This is a genomic window from Streptomyces sp. SID5643 (genome assembly GCF_009872555.1).
GTDB classification, from domain to species: Bacteria; Actinomycetota; Actinomycetes; order Streptomycetales; family Streptomycetaceae; genus Streptomyces; species Streptomyces iakyrus.
On record NZ_WWIC01000203.1, the window covers coordinates 25778 to 44747 of the forward strand.

General features: G+C 73.3%; 14 protein-coding genes. 7 read left to right on the plus strand and 7 right to left on the minus strand.

What is annotated here, in order from left to right; genetic code table 11:
- Nucleotides 1-17: 17 nt before the first annotated feature.
- The 3 genes from GTY56_RS22815 to GTY56_RS22825 form a co-directional block, all read right to left on the minus strand.
- Nucleotides 18-1394 carry a rhodanese-like domain-containing protein gene (locus GTY56_RS22815; RefSeq protein WP_161367189.1) on the minus strand — a complete coding sequence of 459 codons (1377 nt, stop codon included), beginning with the start codon at nt 1392-1394 and terminating at the stop codon, nt 18-20.
- A gap of 119 nt (nt 1395-1513) precedes the next feature.
- Nucleotides 1514-3103 carry an FAD-dependent monooxygenase gene (locus GTY56_RS22820; RefSeq protein WP_237524979.1) on the minus strand — a complete coding sequence of 530 codons (1590 nt, stop codon included), beginning with the start codon at nt 3101-3103 and terminating at the stop codon, nt 1514-1516.
- Nucleotides 3100-3675, minus strand: coding sequence for a hypothetical protein (locus tag GTY56_RS22825; protein ID WP_161367190.1), 576 nt, complete (start codon nt 3673-3675; stop codon nt 3100-3102). Before GTY56_RS22825 ends, GTY56_RS22820 begins: the two co-directional genes overlap by 4 nt.
- A gap of 1145 nt (nt 3676-4820) precedes the next feature.
- On the opposite strand from GTY56_RS22825, the gene GTY56_RS22830 reads away from it, so the two are divergent.
- From GTY56_RS22830 to GTY56_RS22845, 4 genes are all read left to right on the plus strand, one after another.
- Nucleotides 4821-5546 carry a CBS domain-containing protein gene (locus tag GTY56_RS22830; RefSeq protein WP_161367191.1) on the plus strand — a complete coding sequence of 242 codons (726 nt, stop codon included), beginning with the start codon at nt 4821-4823 and terminating at the stop codon, nt 5544-5546.
- 16 nt (nt 5547-5562) lie between these two features.
- Nucleotides 5563-6060 (plus strand): flavodoxin domain-containing protein, encoded by a 498-nt coding sequence (locus tag GTY56_RS22835; RefSeq protein ID WP_161367192.1) that lies wholly within the window; start codon nt 5563-5565, stop codon nt 6058-6060.
- 181 nt (nt 6061-6241) lie between these two features.
- Complete coding sequence (locus GTY56_RS22840; protein ID WP_161367193.1) at nt 6242-7315, plus strand: zinc-dependent alcohol dehydrogenase family protein; 1074 nt, start codon at nt 6242-6244, stop codon at nt 7313-7315.
- Between the two features lie 22 nt (nt 7316-7337).
- Nucleotides 7338-8015: a helix-turn-helix domain-containing protein gene (locus GTY56_RS22845; RefSeq protein ID WP_161367194.1), complete on the plus strand. Its 678-nt coding sequence runs from the start codon at nt 7338-7340 to the stop codon at nt 8013-8015.
- Nucleotides 8016-8035: 20 nt separating this feature from the next.
- On the opposite strand, the gene GTY56_RS22850 is transcribed toward GTY56_RS22845, so the two are convergent.
- The 3 genes from GTY56_RS22850 to GTY56_RS22860 form a co-directional block, all read right to left on the minus strand.
- Nucleotides 8036-8494, minus strand: coding sequence for a Crp/Fnr family transcriptional regulator (locus tag GTY56_RS22850; RefSeq protein ID WP_161367195.1), 459 nt, complete (start codon nt 8492-8494; stop codon nt 8036-8038).
- Nucleotides 8495-8677: 183 nt separating this feature from the next.
- Nucleotides 8678-10435, minus strand: a complete 1758-nt coding sequence (locus tag GTY56_RS22855) for an ABC transporter permease subunit (protein WP_161367196.1) — start codon at nt 10433-10435, stop codon at nt 8678-8680.
- Between the two features lie 5 nt (nt 10436-10440).
- Nucleotides 10441-11958: an ABC transporter substrate-binding protein gene (locus GTY56_RS22860; protein ID WP_161367197.1), complete on the minus strand. Its 1518-nt coding sequence runs from the start codon at nt 11956-11958 to the stop codon at nt 10441-10443.
- A 174-nt stretch (nt 11959-12132) separates the two neighbouring features.
- Here GTY56_RS22860 and GTY56_RS22865 point away from each other — a divergent pair, with 174 nt between their 5' ends.
- The 3 genes from GTY56_RS22865 to GTY56_RS22875 all read left to right on the plus strand — a co-directional run bounded on the left by GTY56_RS22865 (nt 12133) and on the right by GTY56_RS22875 (nt 17127).
- On the plus strand, nt 12133-12981 hold the full coding sequence (locus GTY56_RS22865; RefSeq protein ID WP_161367198.1) for an oxygenase MpaB family protein: 849 nt from the start codon (nt 12133-12135) through the stop codon (nt 12979-12981).
- A gap of 61 nt (nt 12982-13042) precedes the next feature.
- Nucleotides 13043-15274, plus strand: a complete 2232-nt coding sequence (locus tag GTY56_RS22870; protein ID WP_161367199.1) for a serine/threonine-protein kinase — start codon at nt 13043-13045, stop codon at nt 15272-15274.
- 275 nt (nt 15275-15549) lie between these two features.
- Nucleotides 15550-17127, plus strand: a complete 1578-nt coding sequence (locus GTY56_RS22875) for a phytoene desaturase family protein (protein ID WP_161367200.1) — start codon at nt 15550-15552, stop codon at nt 17125-17127.
- Between the two features lie 4 nt (nt 17128-17131).
- Here the strand turns inward: GTY56_RS22875 and GTY56_RS22880 are convergent, their stop codons facing one another.
- Nucleotides 17132-18910 carry a serine hydrolase gene (locus tag GTY56_RS22880; protein ID WP_161367201.1) on the minus strand — a complete coding sequence of 593 codons (1779 nt, stop codon included), beginning with the start codon at nt 18908-18910 and terminating at the stop codon, nt 17132-17134.
- Nucleotides 18911-18970: the final 60 nt, after the last annotated feature.

Here is an 18970-nt window from a genome sequence, read left to right on the forward strand (position 1 = left end):
GCAGGGGGCGATGCGGTTCAGCTGGTGGCGCGGGGCCCGGTGAGGGTCAGCCCGGCTTCGCCCGCCGCGGTGAAGGCGTCGTCGACGGCGACCACGTCGCGGCCGGTGGCGTCGAGGAGAGAGGCGGCGATCGCCGCGCGCATCCCGCCGGCGCAGTGCACCCACACCCTTCCGGCGGGCACCTCGCTGAGACGGCCGTGCAGCTCGTGGACGGGAATGTGGACCGAGCCTTCGACGTACCCGTCGGCGCGTTCGGAGTCACGACGCACGTCCAGTACCACCACTTGTTCGCCGCGCCCGCGGACCTCGGCGAGGTCGACGAAACGGGCGCGCGGGAACGAGGCCGGTCGTTCGCCCTCGCGGACCCAGGCGTGCGCGTCCCCGACGGCGGCAGCGGCCGGACGGTCGATGCCCACGCGGACCAGTTCCCGCTGTGCCGCGGTGATCTGCTCCGGCGTGGAGGCCAGCAGGGTGACGGGCTTCCCCCAGGGGATCAGCCACGCCAGGTAGGTGGCCAGTTTGCCCTCGCCCTCGAAGTTGAACGAGCCGGCCACGTGGCCCTCGGCGAAGGCGACCCGGTTGCGCAGGTCCACCACCCACTCGCCGGCCGCCAGCCTGGAGGAGATCTCCTCGGCATCCGCGGCTCGTGGCGGGGTGAGGTCGACGGGCGCGGGGCCGGAGGCGTTGGCCGGGCCCATGTGCGCGTAGTAGGCGGGCACGTCGTCCAGACCGGCGAGCATTTCCGCGACGAAGGTGTCGGCGTCCATGGTCAGGGCGTCGTTGTTCTTGCGCTCCACCCCGATCGTCGTCGTGACCCCCTCGGCCTGTGACGAGGAGCAGAAGCTGCCGAATCCGTGCGTGGGCAGCACCCGCACGTCGTCGTCCAGGGTGTCCGCCAGTCGATGTGCGGAGGCGTGCTGGGCGCGGGCCAGCCGCTCGGTCAGCCGCGGCTCCACCAGGTCCGGCCGTCCGACGCTGCCGATCAGGAGCGAGCCGCCGGTGAAGGCCGCCACGGGCCTGCCGTCCTCCTCCAGGACATAGGACGTGTGGTGCGGAGTGTGACCGGGCGTAACCATGGCGCGCAGCAGCAGACCCTCGTCCACCGCGATCGAGTCACCGTCGGCGACGGGCGTGCGCTCGAAGGAGACCGAGGCCTCGGACGGAACCAGATAGCGGGCGCCGGTCGTCCGGGCCAGCTCCAGGCCGCCGCTGATGTAGTCGTTGTGCAGGTGGGTCTCGGCCACGTAGGCGATGCGCACCCCGCGGCGGGCTGCTGCCGCGATGACCTGGTCGATGTCGCGAGGGGGATCCACCACGACGGCGGCATCCGGCCCGCCGGCCAGATAGCTGCGGTTGCCCAGGCCCTCGAATTCCAGGGTGTCGACGAAGAACACGGCTACGACTCCTCTTGGGGACGGTGTACCCCGGGGGGTATCTGCTTCTCACCGTAACAGAAATACCCCAGGGGGTATTCCAGGAGGTCGGTGATGGCCACGCCGCCGATGACCTGCGGTCACGCCTGGGCCGGGGAGGAGGCCGTCGCGCCGGCCAGTGCCAGCCAGCCGAGCAGCCCGGTGGGGTCCGAGGCACCGCACTGGAAACCGACGTGCCCGTCCGGACGCACCGCCACCACCCCCCGGCCCGGACTGTTCGCCAGCCGCAGGACGGTGACATGGGACCCCGTCGCCGCCTCCGGCGGTGCATCGGCGTCGCGCTGGAGCAGCAGGTGCACACCCGGACCGGCCAGCAGCCGGTGCAGCCGCTGCGGGGTCCCTCCGACGGCGACGGTCGCGTCCGGCAGACGGTCGCCCGGCCGAGGGGCGCCTCGCAGGGGAGGTGTTCCCTGCACGGCCAACGGGCTGTTCCGGTAGTTGACCCGCAGCTGCGAGATGACACGGATGGCCTCCGCGACCAGTCGGCGCTGAGCCATCAGAGCGGGTACGGCCGGGGACATGTACGGGGCGGCTACCCCGCGCAGCCAGCCGGGGATCCGCCCGGTCGACGCCTCCGCCCAGAACGCCACGTGCGTGAGGAGGAGCCGACGGTGGGCGGCCGCCCTGCGCTCCTGCTCGTAGGAGTCCAGCAGAACGTCGTTGCCGTGCCCCGATCGGAACCCGACCTCGGTTCTGCCTGCCGCGAAGGCGAGTTTCCAGCCGAGGTTCACCGCGTCCTGGATGCCCGCGTTCATGCCCTGGCCTGTGGCCGGTGAGTAATTGTGGGCCGCGTCCCCCGCCAGGAAGAGTCGTCCCTCACGGAACCGCCGCGCCAGACCGCAGCGGAGCGGCACCCGGGCGGACCATGCCAGGCGCTCGATTCGCGCCCGCACGCCCGCGTCGTTCAGAAGCCGCTGGAGCTCTGCGCGCGGGACGGCGGGTCCGGGCTGGCCGAAATCCCGTCCGGCCCTGCCATCGGCCGCCCGCGTCGCCAGCAGCCGCCAAGCGGCCTGCTCTCCCAGGGGGAAGAGGAACACCAGGCCGTCCCGCCCGGCGAACACCTGTGCACCGGATGAGTTCGGGTGGCCGAGGTCACTCGTCAGATCGAGGTCCGCGAGGACGACTTCCACGGCGTAGGGCCTGTCGTGCCAGCCGATGCCTGCACAGGACCGGACGGTACTGGCCGGGCCGTCGCAGCCGGCGACGAAGAGACAGGGGAACTCCTCCGTGCCCTGCGGTGATCGCAGGACGGCCGACGCGTTGCGATCGGCGTCGCGGGCGCTGACCAGGGCGGTGCCGCGCTCGACGCGCACACCGCGGTCGGCGAGCGCCCGCGTCAGCACTTCTTCGACGTCCGTCTGCCGCACGAGGGACAGATGCGGGTACGCCGTCCCGGGCAGTGCGAAGTCGGCCAGCCTGGTCTCGACCGCTCGGGAACCGAGCCGGAGAACCGCGGTCGGGGCGGTGTCAGACCGTTCGAGCACGCGGTCCGTGACCCCGAGGGGACGCAGCACTTCGAGAGTGCGGGGGTGCAGGATGAGGGCCCGGGAGGGCCGGAAGGGCTCGGGCCGGCGCTCGACGATCCGGACCCGCGCCCCGTGGTCGTGGGCCTCCAGCGCGAGGGTCAGGCCGGTCGGTCCCGCCCCGACGACCAGCAGGTCCGTCGTCATGGTGGTGTCTCGTCCGTGACGCGCCACCAGTCCGGGGCGTCGTCCTCCCGTGCCGCGCCCTCGATCAAGCCCGGGTCCGCCAGGACGTCGTCGCGGCGCAGCCCGGGCAGCACGGTGTAGCGGATCGAACCGGGCACGCTGACCAGTGCCAGCACCCGCCACAGGGAACGTGCGTAGTGCTCGGCGCGCCGTGGGCCGTCCCACTCGTACAGGCCGCGGTAATTTCCGTCCTTGTCGTGGGCCAGCCACAACTTGGAGGTGAAGCCGGGGAAGCCGACGAACAGCGGGGTGTTCAGCAGGCTCTCGGCGCGGAACAGCGCGTGCCCGGGCCCGCGGACCAGGCGCAGACGGAAAGCGACCACCAGCATGCACGGATCTTTCGCCAGGCCGCTGCCGAGGCGGGTCTCCCGGTACACCCGGGCCGCGGTGCCGTCCGCGAAGCGGATGCGTGTGCCCACCCGTTCTCTCGGCAGGTGGACCCAGCGCCGGGCGAGCAGAACCCAGCAGGAGAGGAAGCACGCGGCCACAGCACGCCAGGCGGCAACAGGGGCGAGCGGCTCTTGTTCGCTCATCACGGTCTCCGGAAGATCTCGGTCACCTTGACGCCCGGATATTTCTCACGCCACGGACGGCATGGGCGGCCCGGTTGTTCGTGCGCGTCCCTCCTCATCTCATGGGCGATGTACGGCGGCGGCAAGCTCCGGCCCAGGACGGCCCGGAGCGGCACATGCCGGGCGGCAGCACTGTGGAAGGCGGATTCCAGCAAGTCGTCGGGGGACCCGCGCGACTTCGAGGCCATCACAACCTCACCAGAAGTCGTCGAGGTCGGCGCGTACCAGTACGACCGGTCGTTCCGCGCTTCCGCTGAGCCGTCGAGTCCATGGTGATCACGGGTCGCATGGCGGGGGCCTCCGTCCGTATGAAGCTTGAAGAGGGCGGCGGGCGGTCCGAACGAGCCGAGGCGGGAAGGCTGTGGATCTCACGGCAGGTGACCGTGGTGTGCTCTCTCCTTCTCCTTCGATCATCGCCCCGGTACCCGTTGCCGCGCATGTAGTCATGCCGGGACCTTCGACCTTGTGGCCAAGTCCTCTGCCGTTCGATGGTGGAGCCAGCGGTGGAGACCGGTGCGCTACGAACACGCGGTCTTCCCCGGGGACCGGGAGCCGGGACGCCGCCGAACCGCTGCTGAGGTCGGTCTGCCTCGCCGTCGCCGGGCGGGCCGACGGCCGGTGATCATGGTGCGCGGCGACCACGACAACCGGCCCGGGCGGTGAAGAGGCCACCCCGTTGTCCTCGGGGGTTCCCGACGTACCGGCCGACTCGGACGCGGTGCGGTTCGCCTTCCGGGAGGCGGCCCGGCCTCACGTCCCGGTCGAGGCCGTACGGGCCTGGTACCGGCCCGCGCACGAGCCGACCGGCCACCCCGGATCCACCGGCGGAGTCGAGAGACAGGCCGGGACCGTGCTGCTCGACGCCTCGGCCGATGCCCCCCTGCTCGTGGTCGGCGCCAGACAGCCCCACGGTCCCTTCGGCCTCCGCATCGGCAGGGGCACGCATGCCGTGCCGGCAGCACGCGGCCTGTCCCGTGGCGGTCGTTCCCGAACGGTCCTGACTTCCGGACAGGGGCCGATCGGACCCCCGGGTGACCCCGAACAGCCCATGCGGCGGCGCCCCGTCGGCCGGATGCTCGAAGAGTCGGAGAACTCGGAGGAAGACCATGCAACATGACAAGGTCGGCTCCGTGATGACCATGGACGTGGTGCGAGCCCTGAACGACACGTCGTTCGAAGAGGTCGCCCGGCTGCTGGCCGACCACCGGATCGGCGGACTGCCCGTGGTGGACGACGACGACCGGGTCATCGGCTTCGTCACCGCGTCCGACCTCGTGGAGCACCTGGCCGCGGCCTCGGACCCGCACCGCTCACGCCGCCGCCTCGGCTTCCGGCGGCGGTCACCCGTCCGCGGGCACGCCGCGGCGACCGGCCCGACCGCCGGCCGGCTCATGAGCGCGCCGCCCGTCATCGCGCACGCCGAGGACACCATCGTCGAGGCCGCGCGCACCATGGCCCGGCGCGGTGTGAAGAGTCTGCCGCTGCTCGACGAGGAGGACCGGCTGATCGGCATCGTCACCCGGCACGACCTGCTCCGGGTCTTCCTGCGGCCCGACGCGGACATTCGCGCCGAGGTGGTCGACGACGTGCTGGTGCGGGTGCTGTGGCTGACGCCGAAGAGCATCGACGTCTCCGTCACCGAGGGCGTGGTCACGCTCACCGGACGGCTGGAACGCAGAAGCGAGACGGAGATCGCCGTCGCCATGGCCCGGCGGACCGACGGCGTCGTCGCGGTCGTCGACGAGCTCACCTGGCGGCTGGACGACACCCGGCTGCGGTCGGACGAACAACTGCTGCACAGCGTGGCCGACGACCGGCTGCGCGACCTGTGAGAGGAGGCGGACCGCCATGCCGACGAACGTACTCGTCGCGTACGGGACGACGAACGGATCGACCGCGGAGATCGCCGGGACCATCGCCGAGGTCCTGCGCGAGGAGGGGCTGGCGGCCGAAGCGCTCCCGGCCGCCGCCGTGCCGAGCGTGGCTGCGTACGACGCCGTCGTGGTCGGCGGCGGCCTGTACGCGGGCCACTGGCACAAAGTCGCCCGGCGCTTCGTCCGCCGCCATCGGCAGGACCTGGCCCGGCGCCCGCTGTGGTTCTTCAGCAGCGGCCCGCTCGACGCCTCGGCCTCGGAGCGGGACATCCCGCCCGTACCCGGGGTGATGCGGGCCATGTCCCGGCTCGACGTCAGGGAGCACGTCACCTTCGGCGGCTGCCTCCGCGAGGGAGCGAAGGGCTGGGTCGCGCGGATGATCCTGCGCAACGGAAAGGGCGGGGACTTCCGCGACTTCGAGCGGATCAGGGCATGGGCGGTGCGGATCGCCCACGAGCCGGCCCTCGTGTGAAGCGATCAGAGCGTCTCTGCCATCTCCCGAAAGACGCGTCGGGTCCCCGGGGGAAGGCCCTGCGGGTCGGGGCCGGGGCCGGGGCCGACTGGCCCAAGCGCGTCCGGCCGATCCGCGCCAAGCTGGAACTGCGGTGCACAACGGGCGCACCGCCCGCGGCGACGAGGAGGAGGTAACCCCGATGAAGGCCTATGTCTTCCACGGTCCCGGACGATCCGCATGGGAGGACGTCCCGGACCCGGGCGTCCGGGAACCGACCGATGCCATCGTGCGCGTCGACGCCGTCACCCTCTGCGGAACGGACCTGCACATCCTCAAAGGCGACGTCCCCGAGGTGCGCCCGGGCACGGTCCTCGGGCACGAGGCGGTCGGCGAGATCGTCGACGTCGGCGGCGACGTGCGCACCGTGCGGCCGGGCGACCGCGTGCTGGTCTCCTGCATCACCGCCTGCGGCCGCTGCCGGTACTGCCGTGAGGGCACGTACGGGCAGTGCCGGGGCGGTGGAGGCTGGATCCTGGGCCATCTGACCGACGGCACCCAGGCCGAGTACGTCCGGGTGCCGTACGCGGACCTCTCGGTGCACCCCCTGCCCAGCACCCTGGACGGCAAGGACGCCGTGCTGCTGGCCGACATCTTCCCCACCTCCTACGAGGTCGGCGTGCTCAATGGGCAGGTGCGGCCCGGAGACACCGTCGCCGTCGTCGGCGCCGGACCCGTCGGGCTCGCGGCCGTCGCGACGGCCCGGCTGTTCTCGCCGGAGCGCGTCATCGCGGTGGACCTGGCTTCCACCAGGCTGGACGCGGCCAAACGCCTCGGTGCGGACGCCGTCGCGGACGCCCGCGAGGCTCCCGAACAGCTGATCGCGGACCTCACCGGCGGGCTGGGCGCGGATGTCGCCGTCGAAGCGGTCGGCGTCCCGGAGGCCTTCGAACTCTGCACGCGCGTCGTGCGGCCCGGCGGCCACGTCGCCAACGTCGGCGTGCACGGCAAGCCCGCGACCCTCCATCTGGAAGACCTGTGGATCAAGAACGTCACCATCACCACGGGGCTGGTGGACACGTACTCCACCCCCACCCTGCTGCGGATGGCGGCCGCGGGCCGCCTGCCCACCGGACAGCTGGTCACGCACACCTTCCCGCTGAACCACATGGAGGAGGCCTACGACGTCTTCTCCCGGGCCGCCGACACCGGTGCGCTCAAAGTCGTACTGGGCGAGGAGCCGCACGAGGAAGTCGTCCCCTACCGGGCGGCCTGACGAACGAGAGAGGTGACGTGTCATGACCGAACGGCCTGCGTCACACGCCGTGGAGGGCCGCCCGATGGGCGACCTCGGCCGACGGATCACCCAGCGGCGTACTGAACTCGGCCTGAGCCGGCAGGAGACGGCGGCACGGGCGGGCATGTCGCCGGCGTACCTCCGGTACCTGGAGGAGCGACCGCCGGCCGACCCGGGCGCGGGCACCCTCCTGCGGCTTGCGGGAGCACTGAAGACCACGGTGTGGCACCTGACCGGCGGCGACACCGAACTGCCGCCGGGCCTCGGCCGGGCCTCGCGCACGCCCCAATTCACGGAGCTGACCGAGGCGGAGTGCCGCTCCCTGCTCTCCACGCACGGGGTGGGACGCCTCGCCGTGCCCGCGGACGCCGGGCCGGTCGTCATCCCGGTCAACTACAGCGTCATCGAGGGCGGGATCGTCTTCCGCACCGCACCCGGCACGGCCCCGGCACAGGCGGACGGCCACCAGGTCGCTTTCGAGGCCGACCGCATCGACGAGGCGTTCAGCGCGGGCTGGAGCGTCCTGGTGCGCGGACCCGCCACGACGGTGACGGATCCGGACGAGGTCGCCCGCCTCGAAGCGCAGGCGTACAGCACCCCTTGGGCGGGAGGCCGCCGCGACCTGTGGCTGCGTATCGAGCCCGTTTCCGTCACCGGGCGCCGGATCACGGTGGTCTGAACGCGTTCACCCCCGGCCGCTCACAGCGTGCTGCCGCTGCCGTAGGGGGCGTACAGGTCGAGCAGCCGGACCCGCGACGCGTGCAGCCGGTGGGCGACCACCCGGCCGACCCAGTCCGCGATCGCGCGGCCGAACTCGGCGTCCCGAGCACACAACGCCCGTACGGCTTCCGCGCCGAACTCGTGGGCGCGCACCGGGCTCACGGCCTCCGCGCCCAGCTGCCACAGGTACGGCGGGAAGTGCCACGACCAGCCGACCAGCTCGCCGTGCCCCAGGGACTCGATGACAGCGGCCCGCCGCCCTGGGACATGGAGGTCGAGCACGACCGTCCCGGTCCGCACGATCCAGAACCGGTCGGCGTGCCGCCCTTCCTCGAACAGGCGTGTGCCCGTGTCGAAGGACACCTCGCGGGCCACCCGCATCAGCCGCTCGCGATGCCCGGCGCTGAGACTTGAGGCCAGGTTGGGCGTGGAGGTCATGGCTTGGCTCCCTTCAGGACCTCGGACTGCTCACCTCAGCCTGTGCCCGGCCCGGGCGTCGCACCACGGGCCGAACGGCCCCGGCCGGGGGCCCGAACGCCCCTCCCGCCCGGCCGCGGCAGATGCCACGGTGAGAGTGCTGAGGAGAGACGCCCCGCGCCCGACAGCCGGAAGCCGGCGCCTCTACGCGCCTTTCGCCCGCCCCCGTACGCTGCCCGTCACCGCCAGTACCGACAGCACCACGAGCGCCGCGGCCGGGCCCAGCACGGTCCAGGGGGCCAGTTCGGCGTACGGCTGGTTCTCCGAGAGGAGGCGGCCCCACTCGGGGGTGGGCGGCTGCTCGCCCAGGCCCAGGAAGCCGAGCGAGGCCAGGACCAGCACGGTCGTGGGCAGCCGGAGCAGGGCGTTGCGCAGCAGGGCCGGTACCACTGAGGGCAACAGGTGGCGGCGCAGGAGGTGCAGCCGCCCCGCGCCGAGCGCGACGGACGCGGCGATGTGCCCGCTCGCGCGCTCCTGCTCCAGCAGCGCGGCGGTCTGGGCGGCGTACGGAGTCCAGCCCACCGCGCAGACCGCGCTCGCGGCGCCCCACACCGAGGGCCCGGTCACGCCCGCGATCAGCAGGCCCGCGAGCACGGCGGGCAGAGTCGACACGACCTCCGTCGGACCGGCGCTCGCCCGGGGTGCCATGCCCAGCAGCAGTCCGGCGACGGCACTGACCGCCGTGACGGCCAGGGCGACCCCCGCGGTGCGCAGCGCGCCGTGGCCCAGCCGGGCCAGCAGGTCGCGGCCCAGGGCGTCCGTGCCCAGAGGGTGGTCGAGGGACGGCGACAGCAGCCGGGCCGTCGTGTCGACCTGGAGCGGGTCGCGCAACAGGCCCGCCGTGACCAGCGCGAGCAGGACGAGGGCGCAGGCGCCGGTGATCCAGCGCAGGCAGGACGGCACCGTGAGCGGGGGGCGGTGCAGGGCGGGCAGGGCGCCGTCGCGCAGAGGCCGCCCGAGGAGGGAGTGACGCAGGGCGCGGATCACGATGCCCGCGCACACGCCGAGCAGGACCAGAGCCAGCGTCGCGGTCTGCAGCATCGGGAGGTCCTGTGCGACGGCGGAGTCGAGCGCGAGCCGGCCCAGCCCCGGGATGTTGAAGATCTTCTCCACGGCGACCGCACCGCCGACCAGCGCCACGACGGTCGGCAGCAGCTGCGGCAGGATGCCCGGCAGGGTGCGGCGCAGCGCGTTGCGGGCGATGCGGCCGGGCGGGAGGCCGACGGCGTACGCCGTGCGCGCCCAGGGTTCGTGGAAGGCTGCGGGCAGCGCCTGGTCGAGCATGCCGCCGAGCATCGCGCCCGACGGGATGCCGAGGGCGAGCGAGGGCAGCAGCATCGACTGCGGCCCCTCCCACCCGCTGGACGGGAACCACCCCCACCACACCCCGAACACGGTGGCCAGCACCGAGGCGAGCAGGAACTTCGGCAGCGACGCGAGCACGGCGGCGGTGGTGCCCGCCCGGTCCTGCCGCAGCCGGCGCCGGGCACCGAGGAAGACCGTACGGGCGCACACCAGTCCGGCGACCAGCGCCGTGACCGCGAACGCGCCCAGCATCAGCGTCAGGGAGACCGACAGGGCCGTGCCCACCTGCGGCATGACCGGCGCGCCGGAGACCCATGAGACGCCCGCGTCCCCGCGCGGGAGGCCGCCCAGCCAGTGCGCGAGGTGGGCCAGGGGGCCTTCGTCCAGCCCCAGCTGGTCGCGCACGGCGGCGAGTTCCGCAGGTGTGGGGTTCTGGTCGGCTGAGCGGGCCCGCAGTACCGTCCGGGCTGGGTCGGCTCCGGACAGCCAGGGGAGCAGGGCCACCGCGCCGAGCAGGGCGGTGCCGGCGAGCACACGGCCGGCCGCCGCCGGCCACAGGGACGGGCGGGCGGCGGCGGGAGCGTGCGCGAGGCTCATGCGGATTACTTCAGGCGCGTGTCGACGTCGATCAGGGACCGCTCGCGCGGGTCGAGGATCACGCCTTCGACGTCGGCGGCGATGCCCTGCACGGCCTTTTCGTGGACCAGCGGCACCACCGCGTCGGTGCGCAGGATCTCCGCCTCCGCCTGCATGACCTTCTCCTGGCGCCGGGCCGTGTCCCGCTCGGCTGCGGCGGCCCGGATGGCCTTGTCCACCGCGGCGTTCTTCAGACCGGCGATGTTGTAGACGCCGTCGCTGGTGAAGTCGCTGGCGAGGTAGTCGACCGCGTCACCGGTGTCGAGGAGCGTCACCCGCGAGAAGACGAGGGCGTCGTACTTCCCGGCGAGGAGGTCGCCCTCCATCTGCGTGTACTCGCGCACGTCCTGCTTCACGGTGAATCCGGCCTTCTCCAGCTGCTGCTGGAGCACGGTCGCCGCCTCGGGCAGCTCGGCCCGGTTGGTGTAGGTGGCCAGCCGCAGGGTCCCGCCCTTGGAGGCGGTCTTCACCTCGGCGGCGGACGCGGCCCCGGTACGGCCCGTCACCTGGACGCGCTTGCCGGCCGCCCAGGGAACGGCGGGCCCGAACAGGCCCTGCGCGGGGTCGGCGTAGCCGCCGAAGACGGAGTCGACCAGCGCGGAGCCGTCGACGGCCTTCCGGGCGGCGGCGCGCAGGCCGGCGTCGGTGAGCAGACCGCTGCCGGTGTTGAGGATCAGGCTGTCGGTGCGTACCGAGGGGACTTCGTGCCGGGTCTTCTTGTCGAGCAGTTTCGCCTGGGCGGTCGGGATCCATTCCGCGATGTCGGTCTCGCCGCCGCGCAGGGCGTTGGCGCGGGCCGTCCCGTCCGCGATCCAGCTGACGTCGATGCCGGGCGCCTTCGCCTTGCCGCCCCAGTAGCCGTCGAAGCGGTCGAGGGCGGCCTTGGTCTTGCCGCTCAGCCGGGTGATCTCGAACGGACCGGTGCCGGTGCCCACGGGGCTCACCGCGCCGTCCTTCCCGTACGCCTTCGCCGACAGGATCGACAGCGCGGGGCTGGCCAGCCGCAGCGGCAGCACCGGGTCGGGTGACTTGGTGGTGAGGGTGACGGTGTCGGCGTCGTCGGCCTTGGCCGTCAGTGACACGTCGCTCAGGACGCGCGGCTTCGGCGTGGCCGCGGCGGCGTGGCCGAGCGCGTTGACGACGGCCTGGGCAGTCAGCTCGGTGCCGTCCTGGAACTCGGCCTTGCGCAGCTCGAAGGTCCAGGTGGTGGCGCCGTTCTGCTTCCAGGACTTCGCCAGAGCGGGCTTGGCCGTGCCGTTCCTGTCGAGGGCGGTGAGGCCCTCGGCGACGGACAGTTTGCTCAGCACGGTGGCGTCGTTGCTGTACGGGGACAGCGCCTGTACCGGCGGCACGGCCAGCGCGACCCGCAGCCGCCCGCCCGATCCCGTCCCGCCGTTCGCGTCGCTGTCGCCGGGTGCGAAGCAGCCGGCCAGCAGAGGGGTGAGAGCGAGCGCCGCCATGAGGCCGCGGGGGGTGGTGCGCATGTCGGATCCTGTCGTGCGGGAGATCGGCGGCGTCAGCATATAAGGGGAGCCTTACCAAACCATCAACCGGGTAGGTGAATTCTCAACGACTGGACGGTCGCGGTTTCGAAGGAGCGCCTCTCGACCCGCTGTTCGACCTGTGTCATCGTGTCCGCCGGGGCGGAGGTGAGGCGCATGACCGGCGCGGACCCGGGGCTGTTCGGTCCGGCATCGGTGACCTGGCAGGTACACAGCGACCCCGTGATGTGGATCGCGGGCGTCCGGGCGCTGTATCTCCAGGCCCTGCATCCGCGCGCGGTCCGCGGGGTCATGCAGAACTCAGACTTCCGCCGGGACGCGTGGGGCCGGCTGATGCGCACCGCGAGCTTCGTCGGAACGACGACCTACGGCACCACTGACGCCGCCGAGCGCGCCGGTGCCCGGGTCCGCAGGATCCACCGCATGCTGACCGCGACGGATCCGGACACGGGCGAGCGCTACGGCGTCGACGAACCCGCCCTGCTCATGTGGGTGCACTGCGCCGAGATCGACTCGTACCTCCATGTTGCCCGCCGGTCCGGCTTCCGGCTGACCGACGCCGAGGCCGACCGCTATGTCGCCGAACACCGCGAAAGCGCCCGCCTCGTGGGCCTCGACCCCGGCGCCGTACCGGGCGACCGGGCGGAGATGGCCGCCTACTTCGACACGGTCCGCCCGGACCTCGCCGCCGGACCCGAGGCACGCGAGGTGGACGACTTCCTGCTCCGCCCCCCGACGCACCCGCTCCTCGTACCGGCGCGCGAGGTGCTGTGGCGGCGCGTGGCATATCTGGCGTACGCCTCCCTGCCGCCGTACGCCCACGAGTTGTACGGCAGACCGGCCCCCGCACCCGCCACCGTCACCCGCCAACTGCGCCTCGCAGGCCTCCTGCTGCGCCGCGTTCCCGCACGTGTGCGGTGGCAACTCCCGCCCAAACACATCCTGCGGGCCATGGCGAGGCTCGGCCCCGGTGCCCGCCCGGCACCGTACAAACTCGGACGATAGCCCGCCATACTGGGTGGGCCAGGGGGCGGGCGAACAGCTACCGGGGGGAGCGTCGCGCGACATGGGGGACAGCAGGCTCATCCAGGGCCGGTACCGGCTGCTCGATCTGATCGGGCGCGGCGGCATGGGCGAGGTGTGGCGGGCCCGGGACGAGTCCCTGGGCCGGCACGTCGCCGTCAAGTGCCTCAAACCGCTGGGCCCGAACCACGACCACGCCTTCACCCGCGTGCTGCGGGAGCGGTTCCGCCGCGAGGCCCGGGTGGCCGCCGCGCTCCAGCACCGCGGCATCACCGTCGTGCACGACTTCGGCGAAGCCGACGGCGTCCTCTACCTCGTCATGGAACTGCTCGACGGCCGCAACCTCAGTCAGCTCCTGGAGGACAACAAGCAGCACCCGCTGCCGGTCGCGGACGTCATGGAGATCGCCGAGCAGGTCGCCGCCGCCCTCGCCTACTGCCACGAACAGGGCATCGTCCACCGGGACCTGAAGCCCGCCAACATCGTGCGGCTTTCCGACGGCACGGTGAAGATCTGCGACTTCGGCATCGCCCGCCTCGGCCACGACATCGGCTTCACCTCCCGGCTGACCGGCACCGGCATCGCCATGGGCACCCCGCACTACATGTCCCCGGAGCAGATCGGCGGCGACGGGGTCGACCACCGCAGCGACCTCTACTCCTTCGGGTGCGTCCTGTACGAGATCGCCACCGGCGTACCGCCGTTCGACCTCGACGACGCCTGGGCCGTCCTCGTCGGCCACCGCGACACCCCGCCCCGCCCGCCGCGCGAGCACCGCGCCGACCTGCCCGAGTACCTGGAGCGGGTCGTCCTCGACCTGCTCGCCAAGGAACCCGGGCAACGCCCCGACGACGCCCGCGAGCTGGCCCGCCGGATCAGCGCCCACCGGGCCGCTCCGGCGTACGTGCCCGCCGTCGCGGCGGCCCGCCCGGCCCCCGGCGGTCCGGCGGGCGCCGCCCGGCTGCCGTCCTGGACCCGCGGCATGACCACCGGCCACAGGGCGACCGGCACCGGGCTGCGCACCACGCCTGCGGACCCCTCGGCAGGACTGTCCGGCGAGTGGATCGCACGGCCCGCCACCGGCCCCGTCATCGAGGAGCCCGCCCCGGCGCAGCGGCCCGCGCCGCCCACGGCGTCCCTGACCGCCCTGGCCGGCCGGCACAACGCGGGCCTGAGCCTCGGACGGCTCGGCCGCTGGGCGGAGGCGGGCGAGGTGCACCGGGCGGTCGCCGCCGAACGCGAGCACCTCCTCGGGCCCGACCACCCCGACACCCTCTCCAGCCGCTACGAGGTCGCCTTCACCCTCAGCCGCACCGGCCGCGCCGCAGACGCCCTGCGCGAGTACAAGCACGTCGCCGAGGCGAGGATCCGTACCCTCGGCGCCGACCACCCCGACACCCTGGCCGCCCGTCAGGAGATGGCATACGTACTCGGCCAGCTGGGCCGTCCCTTCGACGCCCACCGCGTCTACACCTCGGTGCTCACCGCCCGCGAGCACACCATGGGCCCCGACCACCCCGACACCCTGCGCTGCCGCCACAACCTCGCCTTCAACCTCAGCCGCCTCGGCCGCCTGGAGGACTCGTACCGCATGGCCCGCGAGGTGGCCGCCGCCCGCGCCCGGGTCCTCGGCCCGGACCACCCCGACACGCTCGTCACCCGCTACGAAGTCGCCTACGCCCTCGGCCAGCTGGGCCGCTGGCCCGAGGCCCTGGATACCTACCGCGAGGTCGCCGAGGCCCGCGGCCGTGCCCTCGGCCCCGACCACCCCGACACCCTCGCCGCCCGGCACGAGATCGGCATCAGCCTGGGCCGCCTCGGCCGCAGCGCGGAGGCCCTGGACCTCTACCGCGGCCTGGCCGAGGACCGCGGCCGCAGCCAGGGCCCCACCCACCCCGAGACCCTGCGCGCCCGCCACGGCCGCTGCGTCAACCTCGGACGGCTCGGCCGCTGGGAGGAGGCCCTCACCGAGTCCCGGGAGGTCGCCGCCCTGCGCGAACAGGTCCTCGGCCCCGATCACCCGGACACCCTGGTCAGCCTGCGCGAGGTCGCCGTCGGCCTCGGCTGGCTGGGCCGCTGGGCCGACGCGCTCACCGCATACCGGCGCGTGGCCACTGCCCGCGAACGTGTCCTCGGCACGGACCACCCCGACACCCTCGCCAGCCGCAACGACGAGGCCCACTGCCTGGAGCAGCTCGGCCGCAGCGCCGAAGCCGTGGCCCTGTACCGAAGAGTGGCGGCCCTGCGGGAGCAGCGGGCCGCGGCCGCGCGCTGACCCCTGGGGGTGCCCGCAAGGTCGCGTCGTTCGCCCGGAGGGCGGGCGCCGCGGCGTTCGGTGCGTGCTCTCGGCGTGCCGGGCGGGCACCCGTGTACTGGTCGTACGGGGGTGTTCGCCCGGTGCGGCGAGCGGGGGTACCCCCTGCTCGGGCGAAGCCGAGAGCTTGGGGGAGCGTGCGGGCAGTCGCGAGGCAGGCGGGACTTTGCGGACCCCCCTAGCGGGCGGGCAGGCGCCGTCTGGCCGACCCGGATCAGCCCGTGTTACCAAGAACCATGACCGCACCCGAGGGACCCCGCGCAGGCCGGACGTACGACGCCGTCATCGTCGGTGGCGGCCACAACGGCCTGGTGGCCGCCGCCTATCTGGCCCGGGCCGGCCGCTCCGTGCTCGTGCTGGAGCGGCTGGACCACACCGGCGGCGCGGCGGTGTCCACCCGGCCCTTCGCCGGGGTCGACGCCCGGCTGTCCCGCTACTCGTACCTGGTCAGCCTGCTGCCGAAGAAGATCGTCCGGGACCTCGGCCTGGACTTCCGGGTCCGCACCCGGACCGTCTCCTCCTACACACCCGCCGAGCGCGACGGGCGCCCCACCGGTCTCCTCGTCGGGGGCGGCGAGCGGCGCACCCGTGAGGCATTCACCCGGCTCACCGGCTCCGACCACGAGTACCGGGCCTGGCAGACGTTCTACGGCATGACCGGACGCGCCGCCCGGCGGATCTTCCCGACCCTCACCGAGCCGCTGCCCACCCGCGACGAACTGCGTGACCGTCTCGACGACGAGGAAGCCTGGCGGACGCTCTTCGAGGAGCCGATCGGCAGCGCCGTCGAGGAGCGCTTCGAAGACGACCTGGTGCGTGGCGTCGTCCTCACCGACGCCCTCATCGGCACCTTCGCCGACGCCCACGACCCCTCCCTGAAGCAGAACCGCTGCTTCCTCTACCACGTGATCGGCGGCGGCACCGGCGACTGGGACGTGCCGGTCGGCGGCATGGGAGCCCTCACCGACGCCCTCGCCGGCACGGCACGCGCCGCGGGCGCGGTCCTCGCCACCGGTCACGAGGTGCTGCGCATCACCACGGACGGCCGAACCGCCGAGGTCACGTTTCGCACGGCCGACGGCGAAGGCACCGTCGCCGCCCGCCACGTCCTGGTGAACGCCTCACCGCAGGCCCTGGCCGGCCTGACGGGTGACACACCTCCGGAGCCCGCCGAAGGCGCCCAGCTCAAGGTCAACATGCTGCTCAAGCGGCTGCCGCGGCTGCGCGACAGCTCCGTCGACCCGCGGGAGGCCTTCGCCGGCACCTTCCACATCGCCGAGGGCTACGAGCAGCTGGCCGCCGCCCACGCCCAGGCCGCCGCCGGGGAGCTGCCCGCCGCGCCGCCCTCCGAGATCTACTGCCACTCGCTCACCGACCCGACCATCCTCGGGTCCGGTCTCGCCGAGCAGGGCTACCAGACGCTCACCCTCTTCGGTCTGCACACCCCGGCCCGCCTGTTCGAGCGGGACAACGACGCCGTACGCGAGGACCTGCTGAAGTCCACCCTCGCCCAGCTCGACGCCCACCTGGCCGAACCCCTCGCCGACTGCCTGGCCACCGACGCGGACGGACGCCCCTGCATCGAGGCCCGGACCCCGCTCGACCTGGAGCGGGACCTCGGCCTGCCCGGCGGCAACATCTTCCACCGCGAGCTCAGCTGGCCCTACGCCCAGGACGGGACGGGCCGCTGGGGCGTGGAGACCGGGCACGCCAACGTGCTGCTGTGCGGGGCGGGAGCGGTGCGCGGGGGCGGGGTCAGCGGGGTGCCGGGGCACAACGCGGCCATGGCCGTGCTGGAGAACACCGGAGGGTGACCGCTCAGTCGCCCTCCCGCGTCCACCCCGCGGCCTTGAGGCGCGCCCCGTCCGTCGGACGCGCCTCGTCGAACAGGACGTCCCCGGGCGCCTCCACCCGCAGTCCGTCCACGTAGCAGCCGCGTCCGGCGTACAGCCGGTCCGTCGCGTACCGCCAGCGCAGGGCGAGTTCCCGCGCGGCCGGGAGGCCGGCGGTGAGCTGGTGCCAGACCCGGCCGGACCAGCCCGTGACCGAGCCCGAGGGGTGCTGCTCGGGGCGCTGACCGCGGCGGGACGTCGTGAAGGGCACCGGATGCCAGGTCGTGCCGCCGTCGGTCGTGGCCTCCAGGACCAGGACGTCGGCCCTGGGCTCGGTGTCCCACCACAGCGCGCAGCGCAGCCGCGCCCGCCCGGCGGAGGTGTCGAGCACCGGGAGCGTGAGGGTCGCCGCGGTGGAGAGCGCCATACCGGAGAACCAGGCCGTGCGTCCCCGCGCCGGCCGGACCGGCACGGCTCGCGCCATGTTGTTCGCCGCGGCGGCCCGGGGCGCCGAACCGGAACGCCAGCCGCGCACCGGATGAACCGAGTTGCCGAGGACGACGAGGAACGAGTCGGTCGTCGGGTCGAGCACCAGCGAGGTCCCCGTGAAGCCGGTGTGCCCCGCACTGCGCGGCGTGGCCATCGCGCCCATGTACCAGTGCTGGTAGAGCTCGAACCCGAGGCCGTGCTCGTCCCCGGGGAAGGCCGTGTTGAAGTCGGTGAACATCAGCTCCACCGACTCCGGCGTCAGGATCCTGGACCGCCCGTAGACACCGCCGTTGAGCAGCGTACGGCCGAGCACCGCCAGGTCCCACGCGTCGGAGAACACGCCCGCGTGGCCCGCGACGCCGCCCAGGCCGAAGGCGTTCTCGTCGTGCACCTCGCCCCACACCAGGCCCCGGTTCAGGCCGGACCACGGTGCCCGCGCGTCCTCCGTGGCCGCGATCTTCGGCCGCCAGGACGCGGGCGGGTTGTAGCGGGTGCGGCGCAGGCCGAGCGGCCCGGTGATCTCGTCCCGGAGCAGGACGTCCAGGGTGCGGCCCGTGACCCGTTCCAGCACCAGCTGGAGCGAGATGAGGTTCAGGTCCGAGTACAGGTACGCCGTGCCCGGCGCGCTGACCGGCGCCTCGTCCCAGATGCGCTGGAGCTTCTCCTCGTACGTCGGAGTGCTGTACAGCGGGATCCAGGCGCGGAAACCGGAGGTGTGGGTGAGGAGCTGACGGATCGTGATGTCCTGTTTGCCCGCACGCGCGAAGTCCGGCAGGTACGAGGCGACCTTCGCCTCCAGCCCCACTGCGCCCCGCTCCATCTGCTGCACGGCGAGGATCGAGGTGAACAGCTTCGACACCGACGCCAGGTCGAAGACGGTGTCCTCGGCCATCGGGATCTGCTCGCCGGGCGGGAACTCGACGCCGGTGTCGGTCTTCTCGTCGTAGGCCCGGTAGCGCACCGCCATGCCGATGGGCCGGTGCAGCGCGACCGTGCCACCGCGTCCGGCGAGCAGGACGGCGCCCGCGTACCAGGGGTGCTTGGGCGAGGGCCCGAGGAACGCCTCCGCGTCGGTGACGAGCCGGCGCAGGTGGGAGGAGAGCAGCCCGGCGCGGGCGGCGGAGCCGTGCCGCAGGGTGGGGCGGTGGCCGGTCCCCGCCGGAGCGGCCGAGGCGGGCCCGGCGGGCAACGGGGAAAGGGCGAGCGCGCCGCCCAGGGCGAGCCCCGCCCTGCCCAGTTGACGTCGGGTCAGTTCGCTCGCAGGTCTGTCGGTCACCGCACACACCCCTTCGCCTCAACCGTCTCGCATGTACCGTGCAGTATGTCCGCCGCGCGT

What these genes read in the sequence shown, in the direction of transcription:
- GTY56_RS22820 (WP_237524979.1), bottom strand. Translation starts at nt 3,103, where the DNA reads ATGACGACGGACCTGCTGGTCGTCGGGGCGGGACCGACCGGCCTGACC.
- GTY56_RS22835 (WP_161367192.1), top strand. Translation starts at nt 5,563, where the DNA reads ATGCCGACGAACGTACTCGTCGCGTACGGGACGACGAACGGATCGACC.
- GTY56_RS22850 (WP_161367195.1), bottom strand. Translation starts at nt 8,494, where the DNA reads ATGACCTCCACGCCCAACCTGGCCTCAAGTCTCAGCGCCGGGCATCGC.
- GTY56_RS22860 (WP_161367197.1), bottom strand. Translation starts at nt 11,958, where the DNA reads ATGCGCACCACCCCCCGCGGCCTCATGGCGGCGCTCGCTCTCACCCCT.
- GTY56_RS22840 (WP_161367193.1), top strand. Translation starts at nt 6,242, where the DNA reads ATGAAGGCCTATGTCTTCCACGGTCCCGGACGATCCGCATGGGAGGAC.
- GTY56_RS22875 (WP_161367200.1), top strand. Translation starts at nt 15,550, where the DNA reads ATGACCGCACCCGAGGGACCCCGCGCAGGCCGGACGTACGACGCCGTC.
- GTY56_RS22855 (WP_161367196.1), bottom strand. Translation starts at nt 10,435, where the DNA reads ATGAGCCTCGCGCACGCTCCCGCCGCCGCCCGCCCGTCCCTGTGGCCG.
- GTY56_RS22830 (WP_161367191.1), top strand. Translation starts at nt 4,821, where the DNA reads ATGCAACATGACAAGGTCGGCTCCGTGATGACCATGGACGTGGTGCGA.
- GTY56_RS22825 (WP_161367190.1), bottom strand. Translation starts at nt 3,675, where the DNA reads ATGAGCGAACAAGAGCCGCTCGCCCCTGTTGCCGCCTGGCGTGCTGTG.
- GTY56_RS22870 (WP_161367199.1), top strand. Translation starts at nt 13,043, where the DNA reads ATGGGGGACAGCAGGCTCATCCAGGGCCGGTACCGGCTGCTCGATCTG.
- GTY56_RS22845 (WP_161367194.1), top strand. Translation starts at nt 7,338, where the DNA reads ATGACCGAACGGCCTGCGTCACACGCCGTGGAGGGCCGCCCGATGGGC.
- GTY56_RS22865 (WP_161367198.1), top strand. Translation starts at nt 12,133, where the DNA reads ATGACCGGCGCGGACCCGGGGCTGTTCGGTCCGGCATCGGTGACCTGG.